At 57.1% G+C, this 21,941-nt stretch carries 20 protein-coding genes; 10 read left to right on the top strand and 10 right to left on the bottom strand.

Features of this window, described 5'->3' with window-relative positions:
* Positions 1–12 precede the first annotated feature (12 nt).
* Positions 13–132 (bottom strand): K(+)-transporting ATPase subunit F, encoded by a 120-nt coding sequence (gene kdpF, locus CPJ18_RS19180; protein WP_083716322.1) that lies wholly within the window; start codon positions 130–132, stop codon positions 13–15.
* A gap of 472 nt (positions 133–604) precedes the next feature.
* On the opposite strand from kdpF, the gene CPJ18_RS19175 reads away from it, so the two are divergent.
* From CPJ18_RS19175 to CPJ18_RS19155, 5 genes are read left to right on the top strand one after another with little or no spacing between them, the layout of a single operon-like run.
* Complete coding sequence (locus CPJ18_RS19175; protein WP_077102539.1) at positions 605–1,273, top strand: amino acid ABC transporter permease; 669 nt, start codon at positions 605–607, stop codon at positions 1,271–1,273.
* 10 nt (positions 1,274–1,283) lie between these two features.
* Positions 1,284–1,934, top strand: coding sequence for an amino acid ABC transporter permease (locus CPJ18_RS19170; RefSeq protein ID WP_077102537.1), 651 nt, complete (start codon positions 1,284–1,286; stop codon positions 1,932–1,934).
* Positions 1,935–1,972: 38 nt separating this feature from the next.
* Entirely contained in the window at positions 1,973–2,812 is an 840-nt protein-coding gene (locus tag CPJ18_RS19165; protein ID WP_077102535.1) for a transporter substrate-binding domain-containing protein, read from the top strand.
* A gap of 13 nt (positions 2,813–2,825) precedes the next feature.
* Positions 2,826–3,587, top strand: coding sequence for an amino acid ABC transporter ATP-binding protein (locus CPJ18_RS19160; RefSeq protein WP_077118501.1), 762 nt, complete (start codon positions 2,826–2,828; stop codon positions 3,585–3,587).
* A gap of 45 nt (positions 3,588–3,632) precedes the next feature.
* A complete protein-coding gene (locus tag CPJ18_RS19155; protein WP_077118500.1) occupies positions 3,633–4,502 on the top strand; it encodes a shikimate dehydrogenase in 870 nt (289 codons plus the stop codon).
* Between the two features lie 21 nt (positions 4,503–4,523).
* Here CPJ18_RS19155 and CPJ18_RS19150 read toward each other — a convergent pair whose 3' ends face one another.
* Positions 4,524–5,219 carry a TetR/AcrR family transcriptional regulator gene (locus CPJ18_RS19150; protein WP_077102819.1) on the bottom strand — a complete coding sequence of 232 codons (696 nt, stop codon included), beginning with the start codon at positions 5,217–5,219 and terminating at the stop codon, positions 4,524–4,526.
* A 121-nt stretch (positions 5,220–5,340) separates the two neighbouring features.
* On the opposite strand from CPJ18_RS19150, the gene CPJ18_RS19145 reads away from it, so the two are divergent.
* Positions 5,341–7,239, top strand: coding sequence for a bifunctional sugar phosphate isomerase/epimerase/4-hydroxyphenylpyruvate dioxygenase family protein (locus CPJ18_RS19145; RefSeq protein ID WP_077118640.1), 1,899 nt, complete (start codon positions 5,341–5,343; stop codon positions 7,237–7,239).
* Positions 7,240–7,245: 6 nt separating this feature from the next.
* On the opposite strand, the gene CPJ18_RS19140 is transcribed toward CPJ18_RS19145, so the two are convergent.
* The 6 genes from CPJ18_RS19140 to CPJ18_RS19115 form a co-directional block, all read right to left on the bottom strand.
* Entirely contained in the window at positions 7,246–8,520 is a 1,275-nt protein-coding gene (locus CPJ18_RS19140) for a glucoamylase family protein (RefSeq protein ID WP_244554381.1), read from the bottom strand.
* A 108-nt stretch (positions 8,521–8,628) separates the two neighbouring features.
* On the bottom strand, positions 8,629–10,356 hold the full coding sequence (locus tag CPJ18_RS19135) for an acetyl/propionyl/methylcrotonyl-CoA carboxylase subunit alpha (RefSeq protein ID WP_077118498.1): 1,728 nt from the start codon (positions 10,354–10,356) through the stop codon (positions 8,629–8,631).
* Positions 10,353–11,972 (bottom strand): 5-oxoprolinase subunit B/C family protein, encoded by a 1,620-nt coding sequence (locus tag CPJ18_RS19130; RefSeq protein WP_103659726.1) that lies wholly within the window; start codon positions 11,970–11,972, stop codon positions 10,353–10,355. The genes CPJ18_RS19135 and CPJ18_RS19130 overlap by 4 nt, the downstream gene beginning before the upstream one ends.
* Positions 11,973–11,979: 7 nt before the next feature.
* Positions 11,980–12,789 carry a putative hydro-lyase gene (locus CPJ18_RS19125; protein ID WP_077102525.1) on the bottom strand — a complete coding sequence of 270 codons (810 nt, stop codon included), beginning with the start codon at positions 12,787–12,789 and terminating at the stop codon, positions 11,980–11,982.
* 9 nt (positions 12,790–12,798) lie between these two features.
* Positions 12,799–13,566, bottom strand: a complete 768-nt coding sequence (locus tag CPJ18_RS19120; protein WP_077102523.1) for a LamB/YcsF family protein — start codon at positions 13,564–13,566, stop codon at positions 12,799–12,801.
* Positions 13,567–13,581: 15 nt separating this feature from the next.
* Entirely contained in the window at positions 13,582–14,838 is a 1,257-nt protein-coding gene (locus CPJ18_RS19115; RefSeq protein ID WP_077102522.1) for an NRAMP family divalent metal transporter, read from the bottom strand.
* A gap of 236 nt (positions 14,839–15,074) precedes the next feature.
* Between CPJ18_RS19115 and CPJ18_RS19110 the strand changes: the two genes are divergently transcribed.
* The 3 genes from CPJ18_RS19110 (at position 15,075) to CPJ18_RS19100 (ending at position 17,473) form a co-directional block, all read left to right on the top strand.
* Entirely contained in the window at positions 15,075–15,746 is a 672-nt protein-coding gene (locus CPJ18_RS19110; RefSeq protein WP_425353160.1) for a GntR family transcriptional regulator, read from the top strand.
* A 134-nt stretch (positions 15,747–15,880) separates the two neighbouring features.
* The gene (pdxY, locus tag CPJ18_RS19105; RefSeq protein WP_103659647.1) at positions 15,881–16,756 is read left to right on the top strand and encodes a pyridoxal kinase PdxY; all 876 of its coding nucleotides are present in this window, start codon (positions 15,881–15,883) and stop codon (positions 16,754–16,756) included.
* Between the two features lie 75 nt (positions 16,757–16,831).
* Positions 16,832–17,473, top strand: coding sequence for a carbonic anhydrase (locus CPJ18_RS19100; RefSeq protein ID WP_077102516.1), 642 nt, complete (start codon positions 16,832–16,834; stop codon positions 17,471–17,473).
* A gap of 25 nt (positions 17,474–17,498) precedes the next feature.
* Here the strand turns inward: CPJ18_RS19100 and CPJ18_RS19095 are convergent, their stop codons facing one another.
* Positions 17,499–18,314 (bottom strand): lytic murein transglycosylase, encoded by an 816-nt coding sequence (locus tag CPJ18_RS19095; protein ID WP_103586155.1) that lies wholly within the window; start codon positions 18,312–18,314, stop codon positions 17,499–17,501.
* Between the two features lie 198 nt (positions 18,315–18,512).
* On the bottom strand, positions 18,513–19,547 hold the full coding sequence (locus tag CPJ18_RS19090; protein ID WP_077118494.1) for an aspartate-semialdehyde dehydrogenase: 1,035 nt from the start codon (positions 19,545–19,547) through the stop codon (positions 18,513–18,515).
* A 504-nt stretch (positions 19,548–20,051) separates the two neighbouring features.
* Here CPJ18_RS19090 and CPJ18_RS19080 point away from each other — a divergent pair.
* On the top strand, positions 20,052–21,938 hold the full coding sequence (locus tag CPJ18_RS19080; protein ID WP_077102510.1) for an MFS transporter: 1,887 nt from the start codon (positions 20,052–20,054) through the stop codon (positions 21,936–21,938).
* The last annotated feature ends 3 nt before the right edge of the window (positions 21,939–21,941 follow it).

Below are 21,941 nucleotides of genomic sequence, written 5' to 3'. Positions count from 1 at the left end.
TTCTCCAGACAATTAGAAGCGTTCGGGACGCAGCAGCGTCACGACGAGGTAGACGACAAGGGCAGCGGCAACGGCCAGCGCAAATAGAGGCTCGATCACATCACCCTCACAGCCTGTTGAGGGCGCGTGCATAGATCGCAAAAGCGATCAGCACCGCACTTCCGAGAAGAACGAAAAAAAGGTCGGACATTGGTTTCTCCGGTTGGTTCAGGAGAACACCCTAGGCTTGGACCGGGTCAGGGTTCGATTGGGAAGATGGGCGAGGCACATAAGGAAAACATAAAGACAGCCGCGTGCGAGCTATCCGCCTAGACAAGCCTGACCTTACGCAGAAAGCCAACGCGCTACGGAAGTCGACGTGTGAAGCACCTTAAATGTTGTTTATCACATTCAAAACAATGGCTTAAATCATTACTCGGAAACCGCTCAATTGCGGCGCTTGACAGGTATGAACTAACTGGTACAAACATTGTCAGATTGAGGGAGCGCGGGAGGCGCTGACTTCAGATCATTCTTCAGTGGTTTACGGACACATTCCGCCCCTCTGAGGAAGACAGGCATGGCGCAAGGAAACAAGAATTTCAGGCGCTGGAGGGGAGGATGGATGTCATATACGCTTGATTTTTCGGCAGTTTACGATCGCCTGCCCGAACTGTTTTTTGCCTGCCTGGCGACAATTGGTCTGGCGCTGGCCGGCATGTTTCTGGCAACAATCATCGGTGTTCTGGGTGTCGTCGCCCGTGGTTCACGCTTTAAGCCTCTCCGCGCGCTGGTCATCGGATTTGTAGAACTCATCCGCAACACGCCGTTTCTGGTGCAGATCTTTTTCATTTTCTTCGCACTTCCTCAGCTTGGTCTGCGGCTCAACCCAACGACGACGGCGATTGTTGCTCTGGCGCTGAATGGCGGTGCCTATGCGATCGAAATCATTCGCGGTGGTGTGGATGCAGTTCCCAAGGGCCAGGTCGAGGCCGGACTTGCGCTGGGGCTGCGCCGGGCGCAAATCTTCCGCCACATCATTCTGCGTCCTGCCTTGCGCGCCGTGTATCCTTCACTGACCAGCCAGTTCATCATGCTGACGCTGACGACCTCCGTCTGCACGTCGATTGCAGCCTATGAGTTGACCTCCGTCGCTCAACGGATCGAGGCAGAGACATTCCGGTCGTTCGAGGTCTACTTCTCCATCACGCTGCTTTACCTCGTCATTTCCTCGCTGATGATGGGCGTTTTCGCTCTCATTTCCCGCCTGTCTTTCAGCTATCCGGTCAAGTGAGGAGAAAACGATGACACCTATCGGTACCAACGAATTGTTCTTCCTCATGCAGGGCCTGAAATGGACCCTGGCCCTGACACTCATCGGCTTCATCGGCGGCGGTATCTTCGGGCTTTGTGTGGCTCTTGCCAGAACCGTGGAGAACCCCATCGGTCGACGCATCACCGCAGGCTACATCGCTGTGTTTCAAGGTACACCGCTCCTGATGCAGCTTTTCGTCGTTTATTACGGCGTGGCGCTGGTCGGCCTGGATATCGATGCCTGGATCGCCGTCGCCATCGCATTTACGCTGCATGCCAGCGCATTTCTGGGTGAAATTTGGCGCGGTGGCATTCAGGCCGTGTCGAAGGGCCAGACCGAGGCTGCAAAGGCGCTTGGGCTCCACTACGTGTCGCGGATGAAAGACGTCGTTCTGCCGCAGGCCTTCAAGATTTCTCTGCCCGCCACCATTGGCTTTCTCGTTCAGCTCATCAAGGGCACGTCGCTGGCTGCCATCGTCGGCTTCGTGGAATTGTCGCGCGCCGGGCAGATCGTCTCCAACCAAACATTCAAGCCGCTGACGGTCTTTGCCATTGTCGGGCTCATCTATTTTCTCATCTGCTGGCCACTTTCATTATGGGGTGCCGGCGTCGAGAAGCGGTTACAGACCGCGTCTCGTTGATCCAAATCCATCATCAGCTTTGTAAGGAGGAGCAAAAGATGAAATCCAAGAGCATGAAACTGAACCGCCGTATGCTGCTAGCACTTGCCGCAGTAACGGTTTCCCTGCCCTTTGTTGCGCCGGTCGATGCATTCGCCGGGACTGTCGAAGAAGCAAAAGCCAAAGGCAAAGTCGTCATCGGCATTCAGGGTGATAACTCGCCATGGGGCTTCGTGAACTCCAGCGGCGTGCAGGATGGTCTCGACGCCGACATCGGCAAGGCGTTTGCAGACTATCTCGGCGTCAAGGCCGAGTTCGTACCGCTGGCCGTTGCAAACCGCATTCCAGCGCTGATGACCGGCAAGGTCGATGTTCTCTTCGCCACTATGGGCATGACAGCGGAGCGCGCAAAGACAATTCAATACTCGCAGCCCTATGCTGGTAACGTTCTGTCTGTCTACGGACCCAAGGACAAGAAAATCGCCGGTTACGATGATCTGACAGGCGTTTCCGTTGGCGTTCCCAAGTCGAGCGCCATGGACACGTCCATCACCGCCGGTGCCGGCACCAAAGCCAACATCCTGCGTTTTGACGACGATGCCGCCAATATCCAGGCTCTGATCTCGGGTCAGGTCGAAGTCGTCGGTGGCAACCAGTTTTATGGGGACCGCCTGAATGCCGCAGCGGCTGGCAAGTACGAACCGAAGTTCGATCTGACGACGCTCTACAATGGCGCAGGCACTCGTCCAGGCGAAAAGGACTGGAATGAAACGATCAATTCCTTCCTCGTAAAGATCAAGGCCGACGGCGAACTGGCAAAGATCTATACGAAATGGATGAAGCGCGACGTTCCTCCTTTCCCTGAATCCCTGCCCGATATCCCGTTCACCGCAAAGTAATCTGGAGGCCACCATGCCGCAAACCACCGCCGCACAGGTTCCGCTCATCGCCCTTGAAGGGGTGGAAAAGTGGTATGGAGCCTTTCATGCGTTGAAAAACATCAACCTCACGGTTCGCAAAGGCGAGAAGATCGTTCTTTGCGGCCCGTCCGGTTCCGGCAAATCCACGCTGATCCGCTGCATCAACCATCTGGAGGAAATCCGGGAGGGTAAGATCACTGTCGAGGGGACCACGCTCACCTCTTCCGCCAGCGCCATCGACACGGTGCGGCGCGAAGTGGGCATGGTGTTTCAGAACTTCAATTTGTTTCCCCACAAGACCATTCTTGAGAACTGCACGCTCGCACCCATGCGGGTGAAGGGCCTGTCGAAAGCCGATGCGGAGAAAACCGCACGCAAATATCTGGAGCGCGTCCGCATTCAGGATCAGGCGGAGAAATATCCGGCACAGCTATCCGGCGGTCAGCAACAACGTGCCGCCATTGCGCGCGCTTTGTGCATGGAGCCGAAAGCCATGTTGTTCGATGAACCCACATCCGCGCTCGACCCGGAAATGGTCAAGGAAGTGCTGGATACTATGATCGGACTGGCGCGCGACGGCATGACGATGATCTGCGTCACCCATGAAATGGGTTTTGCACGACAGGTGGCCGACCGCGTGGTGTTCATGGCGTCCGGTGAAATCATCGAGGAAGCGCCGCCGGAAGAGTTCTTCCGCAATCCACAACATCAGCGAACCCGCACCTTCCTGGGCGAAATCCTCGCCCATCACTAAGTTGCCTTCCCTTTCGTCGTTTCGCCCCATGAGTAATGCCCAGCCATGACAGACAAGACATCTTTGAAAGTCGGCCTGATCGGTGCCGACATCCAGCTTTCCAAAACCCCCGCCATGCACATGCGGGAAGGTGCAGCGCATGGGCTCGACTATTCCTACGAGTTGATGGACATCAACGGTAGGGGACTGTCGGAGAGCGCTTTGCCTGCTCTGCTGGATGAGGCGGAAGCGAGAGGTTTTGCTGGCGTCAACATTACCCACCCTTTCAAGCAGCTGGTTATTCCGCTCCTTGATGACCTGTCGGATGATGCGCGCATGCTGGGTGCCGTCAATACCGTCGTCTTCCGCGATGGGAAACGAACCGGCCATAATACGGACTGGTACGGCTTTTACGAAAGCTTCAAGCGGGGATTGCCGGATGCCAAGCGGGACCGCGCGCTGTTGATCGGTGCTGGTGGTGCAGGTGTCGCGGTTGCCCATGCAGCGCTGAAATTGGAAATCACTCGTCTCGATATCTACGATCAGGATGTGAAACGCGCCGAGCAATTGGCAGATAAACTAAACGCACGCTTTGGCGATGGCCGGGCTTTTGTGGTCGATGCCCCTGAAAGCTCAATGCCACACACGGATGGTTTGATCCACGCAACGCCGATGGGTATGCCCGCTCATCCCGGCATGCCGGTGCGTGGTGAATTGATCGAGCCCCGCCACTGGGTGGCCGACATCGTCTACATGCCATTGGTCACCGCTCTGCTGGCCGCGGCCATGTCCAAAGGTTGCCAGACGCTGCCCGGCGGCGGCATGGCCGTTTTTCAAGCAGTGGGTGCCTTCCGGCTGTTTTCCGGCCAAGAGCCAGATCCGGTTCGCATGAGTGCACATTTCAACGAGCTCTGCGCCGATGAGAATGTGGCATGAAAGGCGTGACATCAAATGTCGTCAATCGCCGACAGTGTCGGTATCCCTGATATGATCGACACGAAGCACGTAGCGCAAAACCATATCGGCGACATGCTTCGACAGAGCTTCCTGCCCCTCGTCAGTAAACAGGCTGTTGCCGAAAATGAACGAGAAGGTGGCCGCATTCGAGACGTTGAAGAAGGACAGAGCGCTGATTTGCCAGTGCAGTTCGAGGGCATCGATGCCTTTGCGGAAAACACCCTGCTGCTGACCACGCGCCAGCACGTTTTCCAGCGCTTCGATCGCCGGGCGGTTCAACTGCCTAATCGTTTCGGAGGCCTGCATGTGCCGACCGTGGTGAACGTTCTCGATCATGACCATTCGGATGAAAGCGGGATGGCGGCGATGGTGATCGAAGGTGAAACGACAGAGCTTGTCCAGCGCAGCCAAAGGCTCCATACCATCAAGTTCCAGGTCGCTTTCGCCGCCACGCACCCTGGCATAGGCCTCCTCAAGCACCTGCTGGTAGAGCCCCTCCTTATCGCCGTAATAATAGTAGATCATGCGCTTGGACGTGCGCGTGCGCGCCGCAATTTCATCGATACGCGCGCCAGACAGGCCGTTTTGCGAAAACTCGTCCATGGCGACGGAAAGAATGTCGCGGCGCACGCCTTCAGGGTCGCGCTTCGTCTGCCGCGTCGCGCTGGTATTGTTCGAATTCGCGGCCTTTGTCATCGTCCACCCATCAGCGCTCAGCCCATCCCAAACCGAAGCCGTCATTATTAACCAATCAGTACATAACACTGGAAAGGAAGGCAATATGGTCATCCATGGCACAGAGCAGCAAAAGCTGCCGATGCGGACCTCCATCGCAACCGTTTCCATCAGCGGTGAATTTCCCGAAAAACTTTCCGCCATCGCAAAAGCGGGATTTGCAGGCGTTGAAATTTTCGAGAATGATTTTCTGACCTATGACGCGTCGCCGCGCGAGGTGCGTGAAATGGTTCGCGATCACGGCCTCGAAATCACGCTGTTCCAGCCATTTCGCGACTTCGAAGGCATGCCTGACCATCACCGGCAACGTGCGTTCGAACGCGCAGAGCGCAAATTCGACATCATGGGCGAGCTCGGCACCGACCTGATGCTGATATGCTCCAACGTCTCGCAGATTTCGCTCGGTGGCGTGGATCGCGCGGCAGCCGACTTCAATGAACTGGGAGAGCGGGCCGCCAAGCACGGACTTCGTGTCGGCTATGAGGCTCTTGCCTGGGGACGCCACATCAGCGACCACCGCGATGCGTGGGAAGTCGTTCGCCGCGCCGATCATAAGAATGTCGGCATCATCCTCGACAGCTTTCATACCCTGTCGCGTAAAATCGATCCAAATTCGATCCGCTCCATTCCCGGCGATAAGATCTTTATCGTTCAGCTGGCGGACGCGCCCCTCTTCGACATGGACCTGCTCTATTGGAGCCGTCATTTCCGCAACATGCCGGGTGAAGGCGATCTGCCGGTTGTCGAATTCATGCGGGCTGTCGCCGCAACCGGCTATTGCGGCCCACTTTCGCTGGAAATCTTCAACGACCAGTTCCGTGGTGGTTCTGCCAGACTGCTTGCTGAAGACGGCCACCGCTCACTCATCAACCTGATGGATCAGGTGAAGCGTCAGGAGCCGGATATCCGCATCGGGGTGCCAGAAATGCCAAATCCCGTCGAGACGACGGGCGTGGAGTTCGTGGAATTTACGACGGGGCAAACCGAAAAAACAGGCCTCGAAAAACTGCTCACTACGCTCGGCTTCAACAAGTCCGCCCGCCACTGCAATCGCGAGGTCGAGCTTTACACACAGGGCGACATCCGCATCGTCATCAACACGGATAGTACCGGCGACAGCTTCGCCGGCGCGTCCTATTCGGTTCATGGCACGAACGCCTACGCCTTCGGCCTCAAGGTCGAGGACGCAAATGCTGCAATGGAGCGTGCGGCAGCTTTGGGAGCACCCACCTTCTTCGAGCCGCGCAAAAGCGGCGAGGCATCCATTCCTGCCATCCAGGGCGTCGGCAATGGTGTCATCTATTTCCTCGATGACACCCCGCCCTTATCTTCGATCTGGAAAAACGAATTCGTGCCTCTTGCCTCAGATGCACCTGCGAGTGCCGGACTGACGCGGATCGATCACTTGGCGCAAACGACGCGCTATGATGAGATGCTGACCTGGCTCCTGTTCTACACCTCGATATTCTCGATGCGCCGCACGCCCATGGTCGACGTGGTAGAACCCGGTGGGCTCGTTCGCAGCCAGGCAATCGAAAGCCGTCCAAGACCCGATTTCCGACTGACCATGAATGGTGCGGACAATCGCAAGACCTTTGCCGGGAAATTTCTGGCGGAAGGCTTCGGCACCAGCATCCAACACATCGCGTTCTCGACCGATGATATTTTTGCGACGGCGAAACAACTTCAAAGTCTGGGCTTTCTGACACTGCCGATTTCGCGCAATTATTATGACGATCTGGAAGCACGTTTCGGGCTTGAGCCGGAATTGTCGGATACGCTTCGCGCCTTCAGCATCCTCTATGACCGCGACGACAATGGCGAATACTTCCAGGTTTACAGCCAGACCTTCGGGGAAGGTTTCTTCTTTGAAATCGTGGAACGGCGCGGCCAGTATAATGGCTATGGCGCTATGAATGCACCGTTCCGCATCGGCGCGCAACGGCGACTGCTGCGCCCGGAAGGCATGCCGCGCGACTAAGCCCCATCAGACGCGGTCTTGTATGCTTGTCGTTTCAAAGCCTAGCCGATCGAGACCGCGTTGAACTTCTGGTGCGCCCATGAACAAAGACCACAACAGCCCGGAGCGGTAGTTCTCCATCATTGCCACGATCGGTCCCTGATCGATGGCCAAATGGGTCTTGGCGGTCCAGCCCGTGCCGGGTGAGAACGCATCGACGAAGCCGTATCTGCCTATAAGCTTGCCATCTCCGTAGCGCAGAAAGGCGCGGGCTGCATCTGTCGCCTCCTGCGGGCAAACCGGAAAACTCGACAGAGCAGCGGTCGGCGAAATGACGTCGTTATCCTGCGTTGGGGAGTGCACGCTGTAACCCTTGGGACCATCGCTGGCTGTCATGCCCCACAGATCGGTTTCGGGATATCTAGACCGGCAGTAGTCGTAATTGATCCGCGTATGCGCTTTAACTTGCTGCCAATAATCGCCATAACGATCTGACAATCGTCTCGGATCGAGGCCGCAGAACGAATATTGCGACAAAAAGAGCGGGCCGCCGAAGGGCTCTCCCAACGGCAGAACCGTTCCTAGATAAGTGTTGCCATTGACCATGGCACCGGAACGCCCCCAACCTTGATGGTAATGAACGGGATCGATGGAATGGTGTTGTGCGCCTGTTGCCAGCACATAACACACCAGCGCCTCGTTCCAGCCGCTGATCGCGATGTCAAAACACCACCTGTGTTTCGGGCTCCAGTGCCACCAAAGCGGCCCATCCTCACCTTTCGTGTACCAGTCCCATTCAACGCCCGTGATCAGATCCTGAGCGAGGGCGCGAAACCTGGTTTCGGCCAAGGTTTGACGTGAAAAATACTGTCGCGCGCAAATCAGACCCTGCAAGAGAAAAGCCGTCTCCACAAGATCGCCGCCATCATCCTTCGGCCCGAACGGAATGACCTCGCTCGTGTCGCCATGCAGGAAATGCGCAAAGGCACCGTGAAAGCGTTTGGCCTTATGCAACGCTCCCACCATCGTCGTCACACGATCAAGTGCCTGATCACGGGTGATCCAGTGGCGTTCCGCACCGACTATGATGGCCAGAAATGAAAATCCAGTGCCTGAAACCGAGGCAATCTCGTTTATCGGTTTGCCATCGGAGCTCAGACGGTCTCTGGCCAGTCCTGACACCGGATGGCTACCCAGCCAGAAGTACTCGAATGTTCTATATTGAATGTTTTCAATATCTTCGGGGAACGAAAGGTGAATGGAAAGTGATTGCGCGTCGCGGTCGTTGCTCTCGGAATCCAAAATGCTATCCAGTTTTTCTTTCGCTTGTGTGACTTTAGCGGAAACAATCTGGCAATTTAATAGCATTTGTTGATCGGCCGAGATTGTTGCCTCAGCCGATAAGCGTCTTTAGCTTTCGAAGACAAACACGGTGTCGCCAGCCTGAAGATAATCGCCTTCCTTGACGCCCAGGCGAACCTTGCCGGATTTCGGCGCAACGAGCTGCGTTTCCATTTTCATGGCTTCCATGACGGCGACCAGATCACCCTCCGATACCGTGTCACCGTCCTTGACTTTGAAGGATTGCAGTGTGCCAGAAACAGGTGCCAAAATACCGTCCACCGGTGGCTTGGTCGAAGCTGCCGGGGAAGTGGAACCAGTTCCGGCACCGCTGAAACCAGCCAGCAACACGCGTGGCAGGCCAACGGCCACTCGCTTGCCGTCGATTTCCAACCACGTGCGCGTCATCGAGGCATCGTCTGCCGGAGCGGGGCGCTCCATCGCATCCGGCATGTCGGCGAAATCGGTCTCGATCCAGCGGGTGTGAACCTTGAACCCATCGGTACCGATAAAGTCTTCGGTGTCGATTGCGGCGCGATGGAACGGCAGGACCGTGGCAATGCCTTCAATGCGGAATTCTTTCAGCGCACGGCGGGTACGGCGCAACACCTGATCACGGTCCACGCCTGTGACAATGAGTTTTGCCATCAGAGAATCGAAAACGCCGGGTATGGTCGAGCCCGACACAACGCCACTATCCAGACGGATGCCGGGGCCGGATGGCGGATCGAAAAGCGTGATCGCGCCGGGCGTTGGCAGAAAGCCGCGACCTGGATCTTCGGCATTGATGCGGAATTCCATGGAATGGCCGCGCGGCTCCGGCGTTTCCAGAATGCGCAGCGGCTGGCCTTCCGCAACGCGGAACTGCTCGATCACGAGATCGATACCCGTCGTTTCCTCGGTAACGGGGTGTTCCACCTGAAGGCGCGTATTGACCTCCAGAAATGAGATCGTGCCATCAATACCTAAAAGAAATTCCACTGTGCCAGCACCGGAGTAACCCGCCGCCGCACAGATTGCCTTGGCGGAATCATGGATTTTTTGACGTTGTTCAGGCGTCAGGAAAGGGGCTGGCGCTTCTTCGATGAGTTTCTGGTTTCGACGCTGCAACGAGCAGTCACGGGTGCCAAGGACAACGACATTGCCATGCTTGTCTGCGATGACCTGCGCTTCGATGTGGCGCGGGCGATCCAGAAAACGTTCGAGGAAACATTCGCCGCGTCCAAAGGCAGCTGTGGCTTCACGCACGGCGGATTCGTAGAGATCGGCGATCTCTTCCATTTTCCACGCGACCTTGATGCCGCGCCCGCCACCACCATGCGCCGCCTTGATGGCAACCGGCAGGCCGTGTTGTTCTGCAAAGGCAATCACCTCAGCCGATGTCGAAACCGGACCATCGCTGCCGGCAACGAGAGGCGCGCCGACGCTGGTGGCGATGCGCCGTGCTTCGACCTTGTCGCCCAGAACCTTGATGACATCAGGATCAGGGCCGATCCAGATCAGTCCCGCATCGATAACGGCCTGCGCAAATTCCGCACGCTCCGACAGGAAGCCATAACCGGGGTGAACCGCATCGGCACCGGAACGCTTGGCAATGGCAATCAGCTTGTCGATATCGAGATAGGTTTCAGCAGGGCGAACGCCCTCCAGCCCATAGGCCTCATCGGCCAGACGCACGAACAGCGCATCCTGATCCGGATCGGCATAGACGGCCACGGACCCGATATCATAGTCACGGCAGGCACGGATGATACGCACCGCGATCTCGCCACGATTGGCGATCAGCACTTTCTTCATGGTTTGTCTCCCGAAAATTTTCTGTTCTTGACCGCCGGAATCTCAGTGAAAGGCCCAAGCGGGCGAAACTGGATTTTGGCGTTGATCGGTATCTGGCCCGCAAGATCAAGGTGATATTCCGCAACCGCCCCGATGACGGGGTACCCGCCCGTTAGCGGATGATCTGCGAGAAACAGCACCGGTTGACCGCTGTGTGGAATCTGGATTGCGCCGTTGGCCGTGCCTTCGCTCGGCAGTTCTGCGCTATCCTTGCGCTCCACCGGCACCTCGCCTGCAAGCCGAATGCCGACGCGGCTGGACTGCGGCGTGACCTGCCAGAGCTGGCTCGTCAGCGTCTCAAGACCCTTTTGTGTAAACCAGTCCGTGCGCGGACCACAGACGATATCAAGCGTGACGACTTCCCCTGCTTTCGGCAGATCGAAGGCTGGCACCTCGTCGATGGAGACGCTGGAAAGACCGGTTTTCTCGTCGCGCAGATTGACCACCGAACCAGCAAAGACACTCTCCGGCCCAACGACGGCCAGCGTATCGGTTGCAGCGCTCCCCAAAACCGGCGCAACGTCGAAACCGCCACGGACAGCGAGATAACAGCGCATGCCAGCGGAAGGATTGCTAAATGTCACGACATCACCGGGCTCCAGAGAGATCGGCGCGTAGGGGTTTGCCTCGAAGCTATATTCTTCGGACTTGATGGTGATAACGCAAGATGCGCCTGCCACTCCGATTACGGTTCGACTAGAACTCTTGAAAGAAAAGCCGCCCAGTGTGAGTTCCAGGCATGGGGTATTGGCCGGGTTGCCGACGATGCGGTTTGCGGTGTTGAAAGCCGAACGATCGAGAGCGCCAGATGCGGAAACGCCCTGCCCCGTTTGCCCGTATCGGCCAAGGTCTTGAAAAACGGCGGGCATAGGTGCTGCCAGCACTTCGAAATGGGCAGCATCTTTGTTTATCACGGCCTTGGGGGCAGCAGGTTTTACTGCGGGCACATCGATACTGCGTCCCGCCTTGTCCATATCAAAGAAGCGAACGCGATACCCGGGCTGGAACAGTGCGCCCGGGTCCCGCTCTATATCCCACATTTTCAAAGGCGTGGTGCCGAGGATTTGCCAGCCGCCGGGGCTGTTTTGCGGGTAAACGCCGCTGAAAGCACCGGCAAGCGCAACCGAGCCGATGGGAATGCGCGTACGCGGGCTTTGGCGCCGTGGCACATGCAGCGCTGGATCACCGCCCACCAGATAACCGAAGCCGGGGGCAAAACCACAAAAGGCAACGGTGAATTCGCTGTCCGTATGACGACGAATGACCTCTTCGACACTGAGTCCCGTTAGTTCGGCAACGTCGGCCAGATCCTCGCCATCATAACGTACCGGAATTTCGACCAGCTTGTCGGATGGCGCGATCTTAGCAGACAAATCGCGCGTGGCGATTTCAGCCGCCAGAGCCTCTGCCCTGATGCTCTCCGGGCGAAAACGGATCATCAGCGTGCGGGCCGCCGGAACCGTCTCCTCGATACCGTCGATAGGGTCGGCTTCAAGCGATGCGAAGAGCGCAAGCGTCTGATCGAGATCGGCGAGTTCCACCAGAATGGTCGTGAGGCTGACGGGTAAGAAGCGCATCTTTTCCTCACGCATGATAGGCAGAATCGGGAATGTCGGTGATGAACATATGGCCGGGAGAATGGGTGATGGCAAAGGGCACGCCCGATGCCATGACTGCCGCCTGCGGGGTTACTCCGCACGCCCAGAACACCGGGACTTCGCCGGGTTCGATCCGCACCGCATCACCGAAATCCGGCTTGGCAAGATCGGCAATGCCGATTTCTGCCGGGGAGCCGACATGCATCGGTGACCCATGCACGGCGGGAAAGCGACCGGAAATCGTCGCCGCGTCCGCTACCCGCGAGGCGGGGATGGGACGCATGGAAACGACCATATTGCCCTTCAACCGACCCGCCGGACGACAGGGCTGGTTGGTGAGGTACATCGGTACATTGCACTTGTCCGTCATATGGCGGATTTCGATGCCCGCTTCCACCATCGGTGTCTCGAAGGTGAAGCTGCAGCCGATGAGAAAAGCGACGAGATCATCTCGTTCCGCCCAAGCGCTGGTCGCATCCGCGGTTTCCTCGACCAGCTTTCCATCCCGCCAGATGCGGTAGAGCGGCAGATCGGTGCGAAGATCGGCACCGGGGGCAAGCAAAGTTGTCGGCACGCCGGGATCGGACACATCGAGCACCGGGCAAGGCTTCGGGTTACGCTGCGCGTAAAGCAGGAAATCGAAGGCCCAGTCGCGCGGCAGCACAATCATATTGGCCTGCGTAAAACCGGGCGCGATGCCTGATGTGGGCGCGACCAGACCGTTGCGGTAATCGGCGCGCGCCTTGCGGGCGGCTGTCGCATCCGTGTGATTGAGGTAGGATGTCGGGATCGTCATGGACGCTCCTTATGTGCTGGACGCGAAAGAACGGATATCGATGCCTTCGGCTTCGAACCGCTGCCTGATTTGCTGGGCAATGGCAACCGCACCGGGGCTATCGCCATGAACGCAGATGGATTGCGCTTCGATCTTGATGATGCTTCCATCGATGGCTTCGAGCGTGCCTTCACGGGCAAGCTGCACCATACGGGCTGCGATCTTCTCCGCATCATGCAGCACGGCACCAGCCTCGCGGCGGGAAACGAGCTGGCCTTCCGGCGTATAGGCGCGGTCGGCAAAGGCTTCCGCCACCACCGACATGCCAGATGTGCGGGCAAGGTCGAGAATAGGCGCATTGGCAAGTCCCATCAGCACCAGCGATGGGTCGATGGCCTTGATGCCGTCGATCACCGCCTGGCCTTGGCGCACATCATTGGCGACGCGGTTGTAGAGCGCGCCATGCGGCTTGACGTAACGCACCCTGGTTCCGGCCGCGGCTGCAATGCCTTGCAGCGCACCGATCTGGTAGATGACATCGGCAATCAGTTCTTCCGACGTCACATCCATGTCGCGCCGGCCGAAGCCGACGCGGTCGGGATAGGAGACATGGGCTCCAACGACGACACCGTTTTCGGCGGCGGCTTTGACCGTGCGGTAGATACCCGAGGGATCACCCGCATGGAAACCGCAGGCAATGTTGGCGCTGGAAACGACCGACAACATCGCGCTGTCATCTCCCATGCTCCATGCGCCGTAGCTTTCGCCAAGATCACTGTTCAGATCGATGGAGGCCATGTCTCTCTCCCTGTTTTAGTAGCCGAGCAATGCGAAGATCGCACCGGCGGATTTGTAGGCCATATACCACGTCAGGCAGCAGGTCAGCGCACCCAGGATCAACAACCAGCGCGGATAGTGGTAGCCGTGCATGAGATCGGACCGCTTCCAGGCCGCATACAGCAGAATGGAAAGGCCGATGGGCAGGACAAGACCGTTCAGACCACCGACGAAGACAAGCATGGCGGCGGGCGGCGTGGTGATGAGGATATAGGCGATCAGCGAAATACCGATAAAGGCGACCGTTGAAAGGTTGCGCTGACGTTCTGTCATCTCTGGCTTGAAAGCTGTCAGGAACGACACGGACGTATAGGCCGCGCCGATGATGCTCGTCATAGCCGATGCAAGGAACACTGCGCCGAACAGGCGGAAACCAATATCGCCAGCCGCAGCATGGAAAGCTTGCGCCGCAGGGTTTGCACTTTTCCCAGAAAGGTCAATGACCGTGCCACTGGCAACGACGCCGAGAATGGCGAGGAACAAAATGTAGCGCAAAACACCAGTGATCGCGATGCCGCTCATGGCTGCCCGGTTGACGGCACCAAGGTTTTCCACACCAACCGTTCCACGGTCCAGCAAACGGTGAGCACCAGCATAAGTGATGTAACCGCCAACCGTGCCGCCAACGATGGTCGTGATCGTCAGGAAATCAATCGTATCGGGCATGAATGTCTGTTTAAAAGCTGCTGCGACTGGAGGTCCCGAAACGATGGCTGCGTATACGATCAAGGCCAGCTTGATGAAGGCGGCAACGAAGACCACACGGTCCATGGCGATGCCGGCGCGGCGCGACAGGAAGATGCCGATGGCAACAACCGCACCGATGACGCCGCCGATCTTGGGGTCAAGATCGATCATGGCGTTAAAGCCAAGTCCCGCGCCGCCGATGTTACCGACGTTGAAGAACAGACCACCGATGATGACGAGGACCGCAAGCAGATAACCCGAACCCGGAATGGCCGCGTTGGCAATAGCAGGTGCACGCATGCGGGTAATGGTGACGATGCGCCAGATGTTGGCCTGAACGACGAAATCGATCAGGATGGAAATGAGAATGGCGAAAGCAAAGGCTGCGCCGAGCTTGACGGTGAAGGTCGCAGTCTGGGTGATGAAGCCAGGCCCCACCGCCGACATCGACATCAGGAACATGGCGGAAAGGAGCGCATATCGCTGCTTCTTTGATTTCTGCGCAGCCGTCTCCACGCTCGCCACCTGTGGCTCACTCTCATTCATGGATTTTCTCCTATCACGCTCCGCCCCTCGCGGATGCTTTGGACCGATCTTGGCGGCATCTACAAAATTGTCAATATTGTTGAACAATAAAATTATATCGTTCTTTCAATTTGCGTAATCTTTGGCGCTTATGGACTAAAAATAAGCACGATTTTTACCTGCGACGCTCAATATTTGTGATATTGCCAGCTTCATCGACGGTGCACGGGACACCGCGCCTCAAAGATGGACTGCGAATGAGTTCCCAGGAAGAGAATGTCATGACGGAATCCCTGCCGCTTGCGGATCGCGTGGCCAGAGACATTCGCGATCTTCTGATTACCGGCGCCCTGACGCCAGGGCAACGAATATCCGAAGCGGCGTTCAGCGAGCGTCTGGATGTATCGCGCAACTCCCTGCGGGAAGCCTTCCGGCTTTTGACCAAAGACGGCCTGCTGCGACACGAAGCCAATCGCGGCGTTTTCGTCTCCACGCCCAGCACGGATCAGATCATAGATATCTACCGGGTCCGACGCATGCTGGAGTGTGGCGCGCTGCGTCAGGCGTGGCCCAAACATCCGGCAACATCGAACATGCGTGAGGCGGTTGAATACGCCAAGTCGCAACGCGATCAACGCCAGTGGCGGGAAGTCGGTAGCGCCAATATGAGGTTTCACGCCGCCGTGGTCGACTTGTCGGACAGCAGCCGGCTCAGCGATTTCTATGCCCGCGTCGCTGCCGAGCTTCGTCTCAGCTTCGGGCTGTTGAACGACCCGGAGCAGTTGCATTCCCCTTTCGTCGACATGAACGAGCAGATTCTCAATCTTGTCGAAAAGGGTCAGGTGACAGAGGCAGCGACCCAGATGGAGCTTTATCTGACCCTTTCCGAACGCACCGTGCTGAAGGCACTGGAACGCGCCGCGAAATAAACCAAGCCAGTTGCGCATGGTGATACCACACATAGCAGTGGAAAGCGGCGGCACGATGTGCCATGACGGACCGATCACGCAGTCGATGGCGTCAAGTGGAAGCCGTTGCTGCTACCAAGTTGAATGAGTACGCCATGCAGGACAACACAAACGGCTCCGTCATCGTCATCTCCAGCCACGTCATGCGCGGCTCCGTCGGCAACAGGGCGGTTGTTTTCGGGCTCGAGACGCTGGGCTTTCCCGTTTGGGCCGTTCCGACCATCGTTATGCCCTGGCATCCCGGCCATGGCCCATCAACGCGACTGCGGTTCGACAACACCGAATTCGATAAGGCCATGCAGGATTTGGCGGGTTCCAAATGGTCGGGAGAGGTGCGGGCCATCCTTACCGGTTATTTTGGCAGCGCCGATCAGGTACGATCCGTCGCCCGCCTCATCCGCACCATGAAAGAAGCCAATCCGGATCTCATCTATCTCTGCGATCCCGTCATGGGCGACAAGGGCGGATTGTATGTGCCGATTGAAACGGCGGAAGCCATCCGTGACGAGCTCGTTCCACTGGCCACCGTTTCGACGCCCAACCGCTATGAACTGGCCTGGATGAGCGGCGCGGAACTTGAGACCAACAATGAGATCATGGACGCGGCTCTGGCACTCGGGCCACCGAAGATGCTGGTAACATCCGCTGTACCGATGATGGCGGGTGGCATTGGCAATCTGTTTTTAAGTGGACGCCACGCGCTTCTGGCCGAGCATCGCTCAATCGACAATGTCCCTAATGGCCTTGGCGATCTTCTCTCTGCCCTTTTCCTTGCTCGGTTGTTGCAGGGCATGGATGATGAAAGGGCGCTACAATTGGCGACCGCAAATGTGTTCGAGGTGCTGGCGCGCACCATGAAACGTGGGTTGAACGAACTGACCCTTGAAACCGATGCGTCGAGCCTTTCCACACCCATGGCCATGGTGCAGATGCGTCATCTCTTGCATCCTATGCGCAGCAAGCGCAAATAGCGGCTGAAAGATGAATTTTTCAACGCGCTGGGCTCGTTTAGAGCTAAGCCTCAAGCATAGCGGTACCGCGATATCATGAAAGATTTTCCAGACTACCTCCTCAAAGGCTATAAGAACTTCATGGACGGGCGTTACACGGATGAGCGCGAACGCTACCGCGCACTGGCGGACACCGGCCAAAAGCCACAGACCCTCATCATTGCCTGTTGTGACTCCCGTTCCGCACCGGAAACCATCTTTGACTGTGGGCCGGGAGAACTCTTCGTCATGAGAAACGTGGCCAACATGGTGCCGCCATACGAGCCAGACGGGCAGTACCACGCTACGTCCGCTGCCATTGAATATGCCGTGCAGGTGTTGAAGGTCAAAGATATCGTGGTTATGGGCCACGGCCGCTGCGGCGGCATTCAGGCTGCACTCGACCCTAATCTCGAGCCACTGTCTCCCGGTGATTTCATCGGCAAATGGATGAACATGGTCAAATCGGCTGCCGAGCAAATCCAGAGCAACGACGTCATGACGGCAGGCGAGCGGCAGACAGCCTTGGAGAGGGTGTCCATTCGCAACTCCATCAGCAACCTGCGCGCATTTCCCTTTGTCAGGGCGCAGGAAACCGCGGGCAAGGTAAAGCTGCACGGTGCATGGTTTGATATTTCGACCGGCGAATTGTGGGTGATGGACAGCAAAACGGGCGACTTTCGCCGCCCGGAAGTTTGATCAACCTTGAAATCCGGCGGCCAGATTATTGGCCGTCGATAGCCTTGCCGATATAGGCGATGGCCTGCTGGTAGACGCTTGCAGCGTTCCAGCCCTGAATGGCGGCGAAGTTCGTCTGGCCTTGCTGGTATCCAGCACCGCGCTGCCAGCCATGACCAACGAGAAAATTCGCGGTTGAGGCGAGAGCATCGGCACGCGAACCGACGAGATCAATGCGACCGTTGCGGTCGAAATCGACGCCGTAACGGACGACGTTCAGAGGCAAGAACTGTGTCTGGCCGATTTCGCCGTGGGCGGCCCCCTTGGCCGTTACGCTCAAATTGCCGCTGCCAACCAGTTTCAAAGCCGCATAAAGCTGTTCTGTGAAGTAGTCCGAGCGACGGCAGTCATAGGATAGGGTTGCGACGGCAGACAGCGTATGCTGATTGCCCATGAAACCGCCAAAGCCGGTTTCCATGCCCCAGATCGCCAGAAGCGGACCGGCGGGAACGCCATAGGCGCGTTCGATATTGGCAAACAGGGCCGCGTTGTTTTTCTTCATGGCCTTGCCCCGCGAGATGATCGCCTGACCGCCGCGCTTTTGCATGAACTGGTCGAAGGAAAGCTTGAAGCTGTGCTGGCCACGGTCTGCGCTGATTGTCGGCCTGTTATAGGATACATTCGAGAATGCGCGATCGAGAACGGAAGCGCTGACGCCACGACCTGCCGCCTCCTGTTTGAACGCGCCGACCCAGGCGTCAAAGCCTGCCGATGTGTTACCGCACTGCGCCGCCAGAACCGGTGTAGCCGCAAATGCGGCAACCATGACTGCGCCAACGGAAAAAGCTTTTAGTGCCCGCATCAGAATCTGCCTTCAATATGTCTTGGGATCATGCCCTAACTCGGTCACCACTTGACTGAGACGTCGTTGGTATTCAACCTGCCTGTCGATATCATAACCGGCAAATAAACTGCCCGTGATAAGCAACTCAGCTGAAAAACCCGTCCGTTCCCACAGTGGAATAGACGGGTTATAGTTAATATTTGTTAAAAAACAGTATCAAGCTGCCTCTTTGCGTGGCTTGATAAGGCCGCGATTGATCAAAAGCTCGGCAATCTGAATGGCGTTGAGGGCTGCACCCTTGCGCAGATTGTCGGAAACCACCCAAATATTCAGGCCGTTTTCAACCGTCGCATCCTCGCGGATACGCGAGATATAGGTCGCGTCTTCGCCAGCGCATTCGACCGGGGTGATGTAGCCACCGTCTTCATGCTTGTCGATAACGAGGCAGCCGGGAGCTTCACGCAGGATATCGCGAGCCTGATCTGCCGTGATTTCGTTTTCGAATTCGATGTTGACCGATTCCGAATGGCCGATGAAAACAGGAACGCGCACGGCCGTGCAGGTGACCTTGATCTTCGGGTCCAGCATCTTTTTGGTTTCGGCCAGAACCTTCCACTCTTCCTTCGTGTAGCCGTCTTCCATGAACACATCGATGTGCGGAATGACGTTGAAGGCGATACGCTTGGTGAACTTCTTGGTTTCGACAGGATCGGCGACGAAGACGGCACGCGTCTGCTGGAACAGTTCGTCCATGCCTTCCTTGCCCGCACCTGACACCGACTGGTAGGTGGAGACGACGACGCGCTTGATCTTGGCCGCATCATGCAAAGGCTTCAAGGCAACGACGAGCTGCGCTGTCGAGCAATTGGGGTTTGCGATGATGTTGCGCTTGCGGAAACCTTCGATGGCGTCGGCGTTGACCTCAGGCACGATCAATGGAACGTCTTGATCATAGCGCCATGCGGACGAGTTATCGATGACGACGCAGCCCTGCGCACCGATCTTTGGCGACCACTTCTTGGAAATATCGCCACCGGCAGACATCAGGCAGATATCGGTATCGGAGAAATCGTAGTTCTCCATATTGGAGACCTTGAGTGTGCGGTCGCCATAGGACACTTCAGTGCCTTGGCTACGGGCCGATGCCAATGCAACGACCTCATCTGCCGGAAACCCGCGCTCAGCGAGAATATTGAGCATTTCGCGACCGACATTGCCGGTGGCGCCTGCGATTGCAACTTTGAAACCCATGATTAAGCTCTCTTTCTGCCTCTCCTCGTTTCTGGTGAGGGGGAACCCGCAAGTCGGCGGCTTCCTTCTTCCCCGACCATACCGGGGAGAGAGCGGCGGGCCAGAGACGTCAGACGGTTTTAATCGTCGTTTTGGCCGTAATTCGGATGGAGTGGGCAAGGCACGAACGAGCACCGGCAAATCCTGCCGGGTTCTGCATGACAACCATGTCTTGGACATGTCTTATCAAAATCGTGCTCCTTTTCGTGGCAAAGCTATTATGGTGTTTCGATTTTCTGTCAAGCGCAAACCGGTCTGAATTTCGTCGCGTTGCGCGCAAAGCTGCCATCACCTCAAACATTTCACACAGACAACATTAGACTAAAGTCATAAGCCGAAAGCATTGCTCTTACTTTCGTTAATTTTCTGTCACTCTGCGGTCAGGTGCATCGCACTGTCAGGGCAGCTCGTGGGAGAACAGAGCTGCATGCGATGTGTCATTTTATTATCTGTGGAGGACAGAGAATGGCGAATGCAGCAATCGCGGGCAACGAAAAGGCCCGCCCCATGACCGGTGAGGAGAAGAAGGTGATTTTCGCCTCTTCTCTCGGAACAGTCTTCGAATGGTATGATTTCTATCTGTATGGCTCTCTGGCGATCTATATCGGCGCGAACTTCTTTAGTCAGTATCCGGAAACGACGCGCAACATCTTTGCCCTTCTTGCCTTTGCTGCGGGCTTTCTCGTTCGCCCGTTCGGCGCACTCGTGTTCGGTCGACTGGGTGACCTCGTCGGCCGCAAATACACCTTCCTCGTCACCATTCTGATCATGGGTTTTTCAACCTTCCTGGTCGGCGTTCTGCCAAATGCATCGCAGATCGGTATCGCGGCACCGATCATCCTCATCCTCCTGCGCATGTTGCAGGGCCTGGCCCTTGGCGGCGAATATGGCGGTGCGGCGACCTACGTGGCCGAACATGCGCCCAATGGCCGTCGCGGCTATTACACGTCATGGATCCAGACAACAGCGACGCTCGGTCTCTTCCTGTCCCTCGTCGTCATTCTCGGCGTGCAATTTGCGGTGGGTCGTGAAGCCTTTGCCGATTGGGGCTGGCGCATTCCGTTCCTACTATCCGTCATTCTCCTTGGCGTCTCCGTCTGGATTCGTCTGAAAATGAGCGAGTCGCCTGCCTTCAAGAAAATGAAGGAAGAGGGCAAGACCTCCAAGGCACCATTGAGCGAAGCTTTCGGTCAGTGGAAAAATGCCAAGATCGCTATCATCGCGCTTGTCGGTGCTGTCATCGGTCAGGCCGTGGTCTGGTACACCGGCCAGTTCTACGCCTTGTTCTTCCTGCAGAGTATTCTGAAGGTGGACGGCCAGTCGGCCAACATCATGGTCGCCTGCGCTCTTCTGCTTGGTACGGGCTTCTTCGTGCTGTTCGGCTGGCTTTCCGACAAAATCGGCCGCAAGCCGATCATCATGGCGGGCCTCGTTCTGGCCATGCTGACCTACTTCCCGCTGTTCAAGGCACTGACATGGGCTGGTAATCCTGCACTGGCCCAGGCGCAGGCTTCGGTTCGCGCAACCGTCACCGCGGCACCGGGAGATTGCCGCTTCCAGTTCAACCCAACCGGCACAGCGAAGTTCACCACCTCCTGCGATATCGCCACGTCGTTCCTGACCAGAAACTCAGTGCCCTATGATGTCGTAGATGGCCCTGCTGGCCAGCCAGCGACGGTGAAGATCGGTGACAAGACAATCACCAGCTATGATGCCGCCGCAGCCGGTGCGAATGCGGCAGCAACCGACCGTACCTTCCAAAAGCAGGTCAACATTGCGCTTCACGATGGCGGCTATCCGCTCGTGCGTGGTGCGGCTCAAGTGCCAGCTGCCAAGCTTGATGGTTTCATTGCAGCAAACCCGGAACTTGGCCTGAACGCAGACGCGGTGCGTGCCACGCCCGCCAAAACGGTGCCAGCCGACAAGTTGGTGGCAGACAAGTTGCTGACGCCCGCCGAGTTGAATGGTGCAACCGAGATGGCCGTCTACACGGTCGCTGGCGGCGGCGCCTTTACCATGGTCGCTGATCCAGCCGCCGTGAACTGGATCGGTATCATCGCGGTTCTCACCGTTCTCGTTATCTACGTGACGATGGTCTATGGCCCGATTGCCGCGCTGCTGGTCGAAATGTTTCCGACCCGCATCCGCTACTCTGGCATGTCCTTGCCGTATCACATCGGTAACGGCTGGTTCGGCGGACTTCTCCCCGCAACTGCATTCGCCATGAGTGCTGCCAAGGGTGATATCTATTACGGCCTCTGGTATCCGATCATCTTTGCAGGCATCACGCTGGTTGTCGGCTTGCTGTTCCTGCCGGAAACCAAGGATCGCGACATCCACAAAATGGAATAGCTC

The organism is Agrobacterium rosae (genome assembly GCF_002915175.1).
Classification (GTDB): domain Bacteria; phylum Pseudomonadota; class Alphaproteobacteria; order Rhizobiales; family Rhizobiaceae; genus Agrobacterium; species Agrobacterium rosae.
This window is presented reverse-complemented; position numbering and strand designations above follow the sequence as displayed.

What these genes read in the sequence shown, in the direction of transcription:
- kdpF (WP_083716322.1), bottom strand. Translation starts at nt 132, where the DNA reads ATGCACGCGCCCTCAACAGGCTGTGAGGGTGATGTGATCGAGCCTCTA.
- CPJ18_RS19175 (WP_077102539.1), top strand. Translation starts at nt 605, where the DNA reads ATGTCATATACGCTTGATTTTTCGGCAGTTTACGATCGCCTGCCCGAA.
- CPJ18_RS19170 (WP_077102537.1), top strand. Translation starts at nt 1,284, where the DNA reads ATGACACCTATCGGTACCAACGAATTGTTCTTCCTCATGCAGGGCCTG.
- CPJ18_RS19165 (WP_077102535.1), top strand. Translation starts at nt 1,973, where the DNA reads ATGAAATCCAAGAGCATGAAACTGAACCGCCGTATGCTGCTAGCACTT.
- CPJ18_RS19160 (WP_077118501.1), top strand. Translation starts at nt 2,826, where the DNA reads ATGCCGCAAACCACCGCCGCACAGGTTCCGCTCATCGCCCTTGAAGGG.
- CPJ18_RS19155 (WP_077118500.1), top strand. Translation starts at nt 3,633, where the DNA reads ATGACAGACAAGACATCTTTGAAAGTCGGCCTGATCGGTGCCGACATC.
- CPJ18_RS19150 (WP_077102819.1), bottom strand. Translation starts at nt 5,219, where the DNA reads ATGACAAAGGCCGCGAATTCGAACAATACCAGCGCGACGCGGCAGACG.
- CPJ18_RS19145 (WP_077118640.1), top strand. Translation starts at nt 5,341, where the DNA reads ATGCGGACCTCCATCGCAACCGTTTCCATCAGCGGTGAATTTCCCGAA.
- CPJ18_RS19135 (WP_077118498.1), bottom strand. Translation starts at nt 10,356, where the DNA reads ATGAAGAAAGTGCTGATCGCCAATCGTGGCGAGATCGCGGTGCGTATC.
- CPJ18_RS19130 (WP_103659726.1), bottom strand. Translation starts at nt 11,972, where the DNA reads ATGCGCTTCTTACCCGTCAGCCTCACGACCATTCTGGTGGAACTCGCC.
- CPJ18_RS19125 (WP_077102525.1), bottom strand. Translation starts at nt 12,789, where the DNA reads ATGACGATCCCGACATCCTACCTCAATCACACGGATGCGACAGCCGCC.
- CPJ18_RS19120 (WP_077102523.1), bottom strand. Translation starts at nt 13,566, where the DNA reads ATGGCCTCCATCGATCTGAACAGTGATCTTGGCGAAAGCTACGGCGCA.
- CPJ18_RS19115 (WP_077102522.1), bottom strand. Translation starts at nt 14,838, where the DNA reads ATGAATGAGAGTGAGCCACAGGTGGCGAGCGTGGAGACGGCTGCGCAG.
- CPJ18_RS19110 (WP_425353160.1), top strand. Translation starts at nt 15,075, where the DNA reads ATGAGTTCCCAGGAAGAGAATGTCATGACGGAATCCCTGCCGCTTGCG.
- pdxY (WP_103659647.1), top strand. Translation starts at nt 15,881, where the DNA reads ATGCAGGACAACACAAACGGCTCCGTCATCGTCATCTCCAGCCACGTC.
- CPJ18_RS19100 (WP_077102516.1), top strand. Translation starts at nt 16,832, where the DNA reads ATGAAAGATTTTCCAGACTACCTCCTCAAAGGCTATAAGAACTTCATG.
- CPJ18_RS19095 (WP_103586155.1), bottom strand. Translation starts at nt 18,314, where the DNA reads ATGCGGGCACTAAAAGCTTTTTCCGTTGGCGCAGTCATGGTTGCCGCA.
- CPJ18_RS19090 (WP_077118494.1), bottom strand. Translation starts at nt 19,547, where the DNA reads ATGGGTTTCAAAGTTGCAATCGCAGGCGCCACCGGCAATGTCGGTCGC.
- CPJ18_RS19080 (WP_077102510.1), top strand. Translation starts at nt 20,052, where the DNA reads ATGGCGAATGCAGCAATCGCGGGCAACGAAAAGGCCCGCCCCATGACC.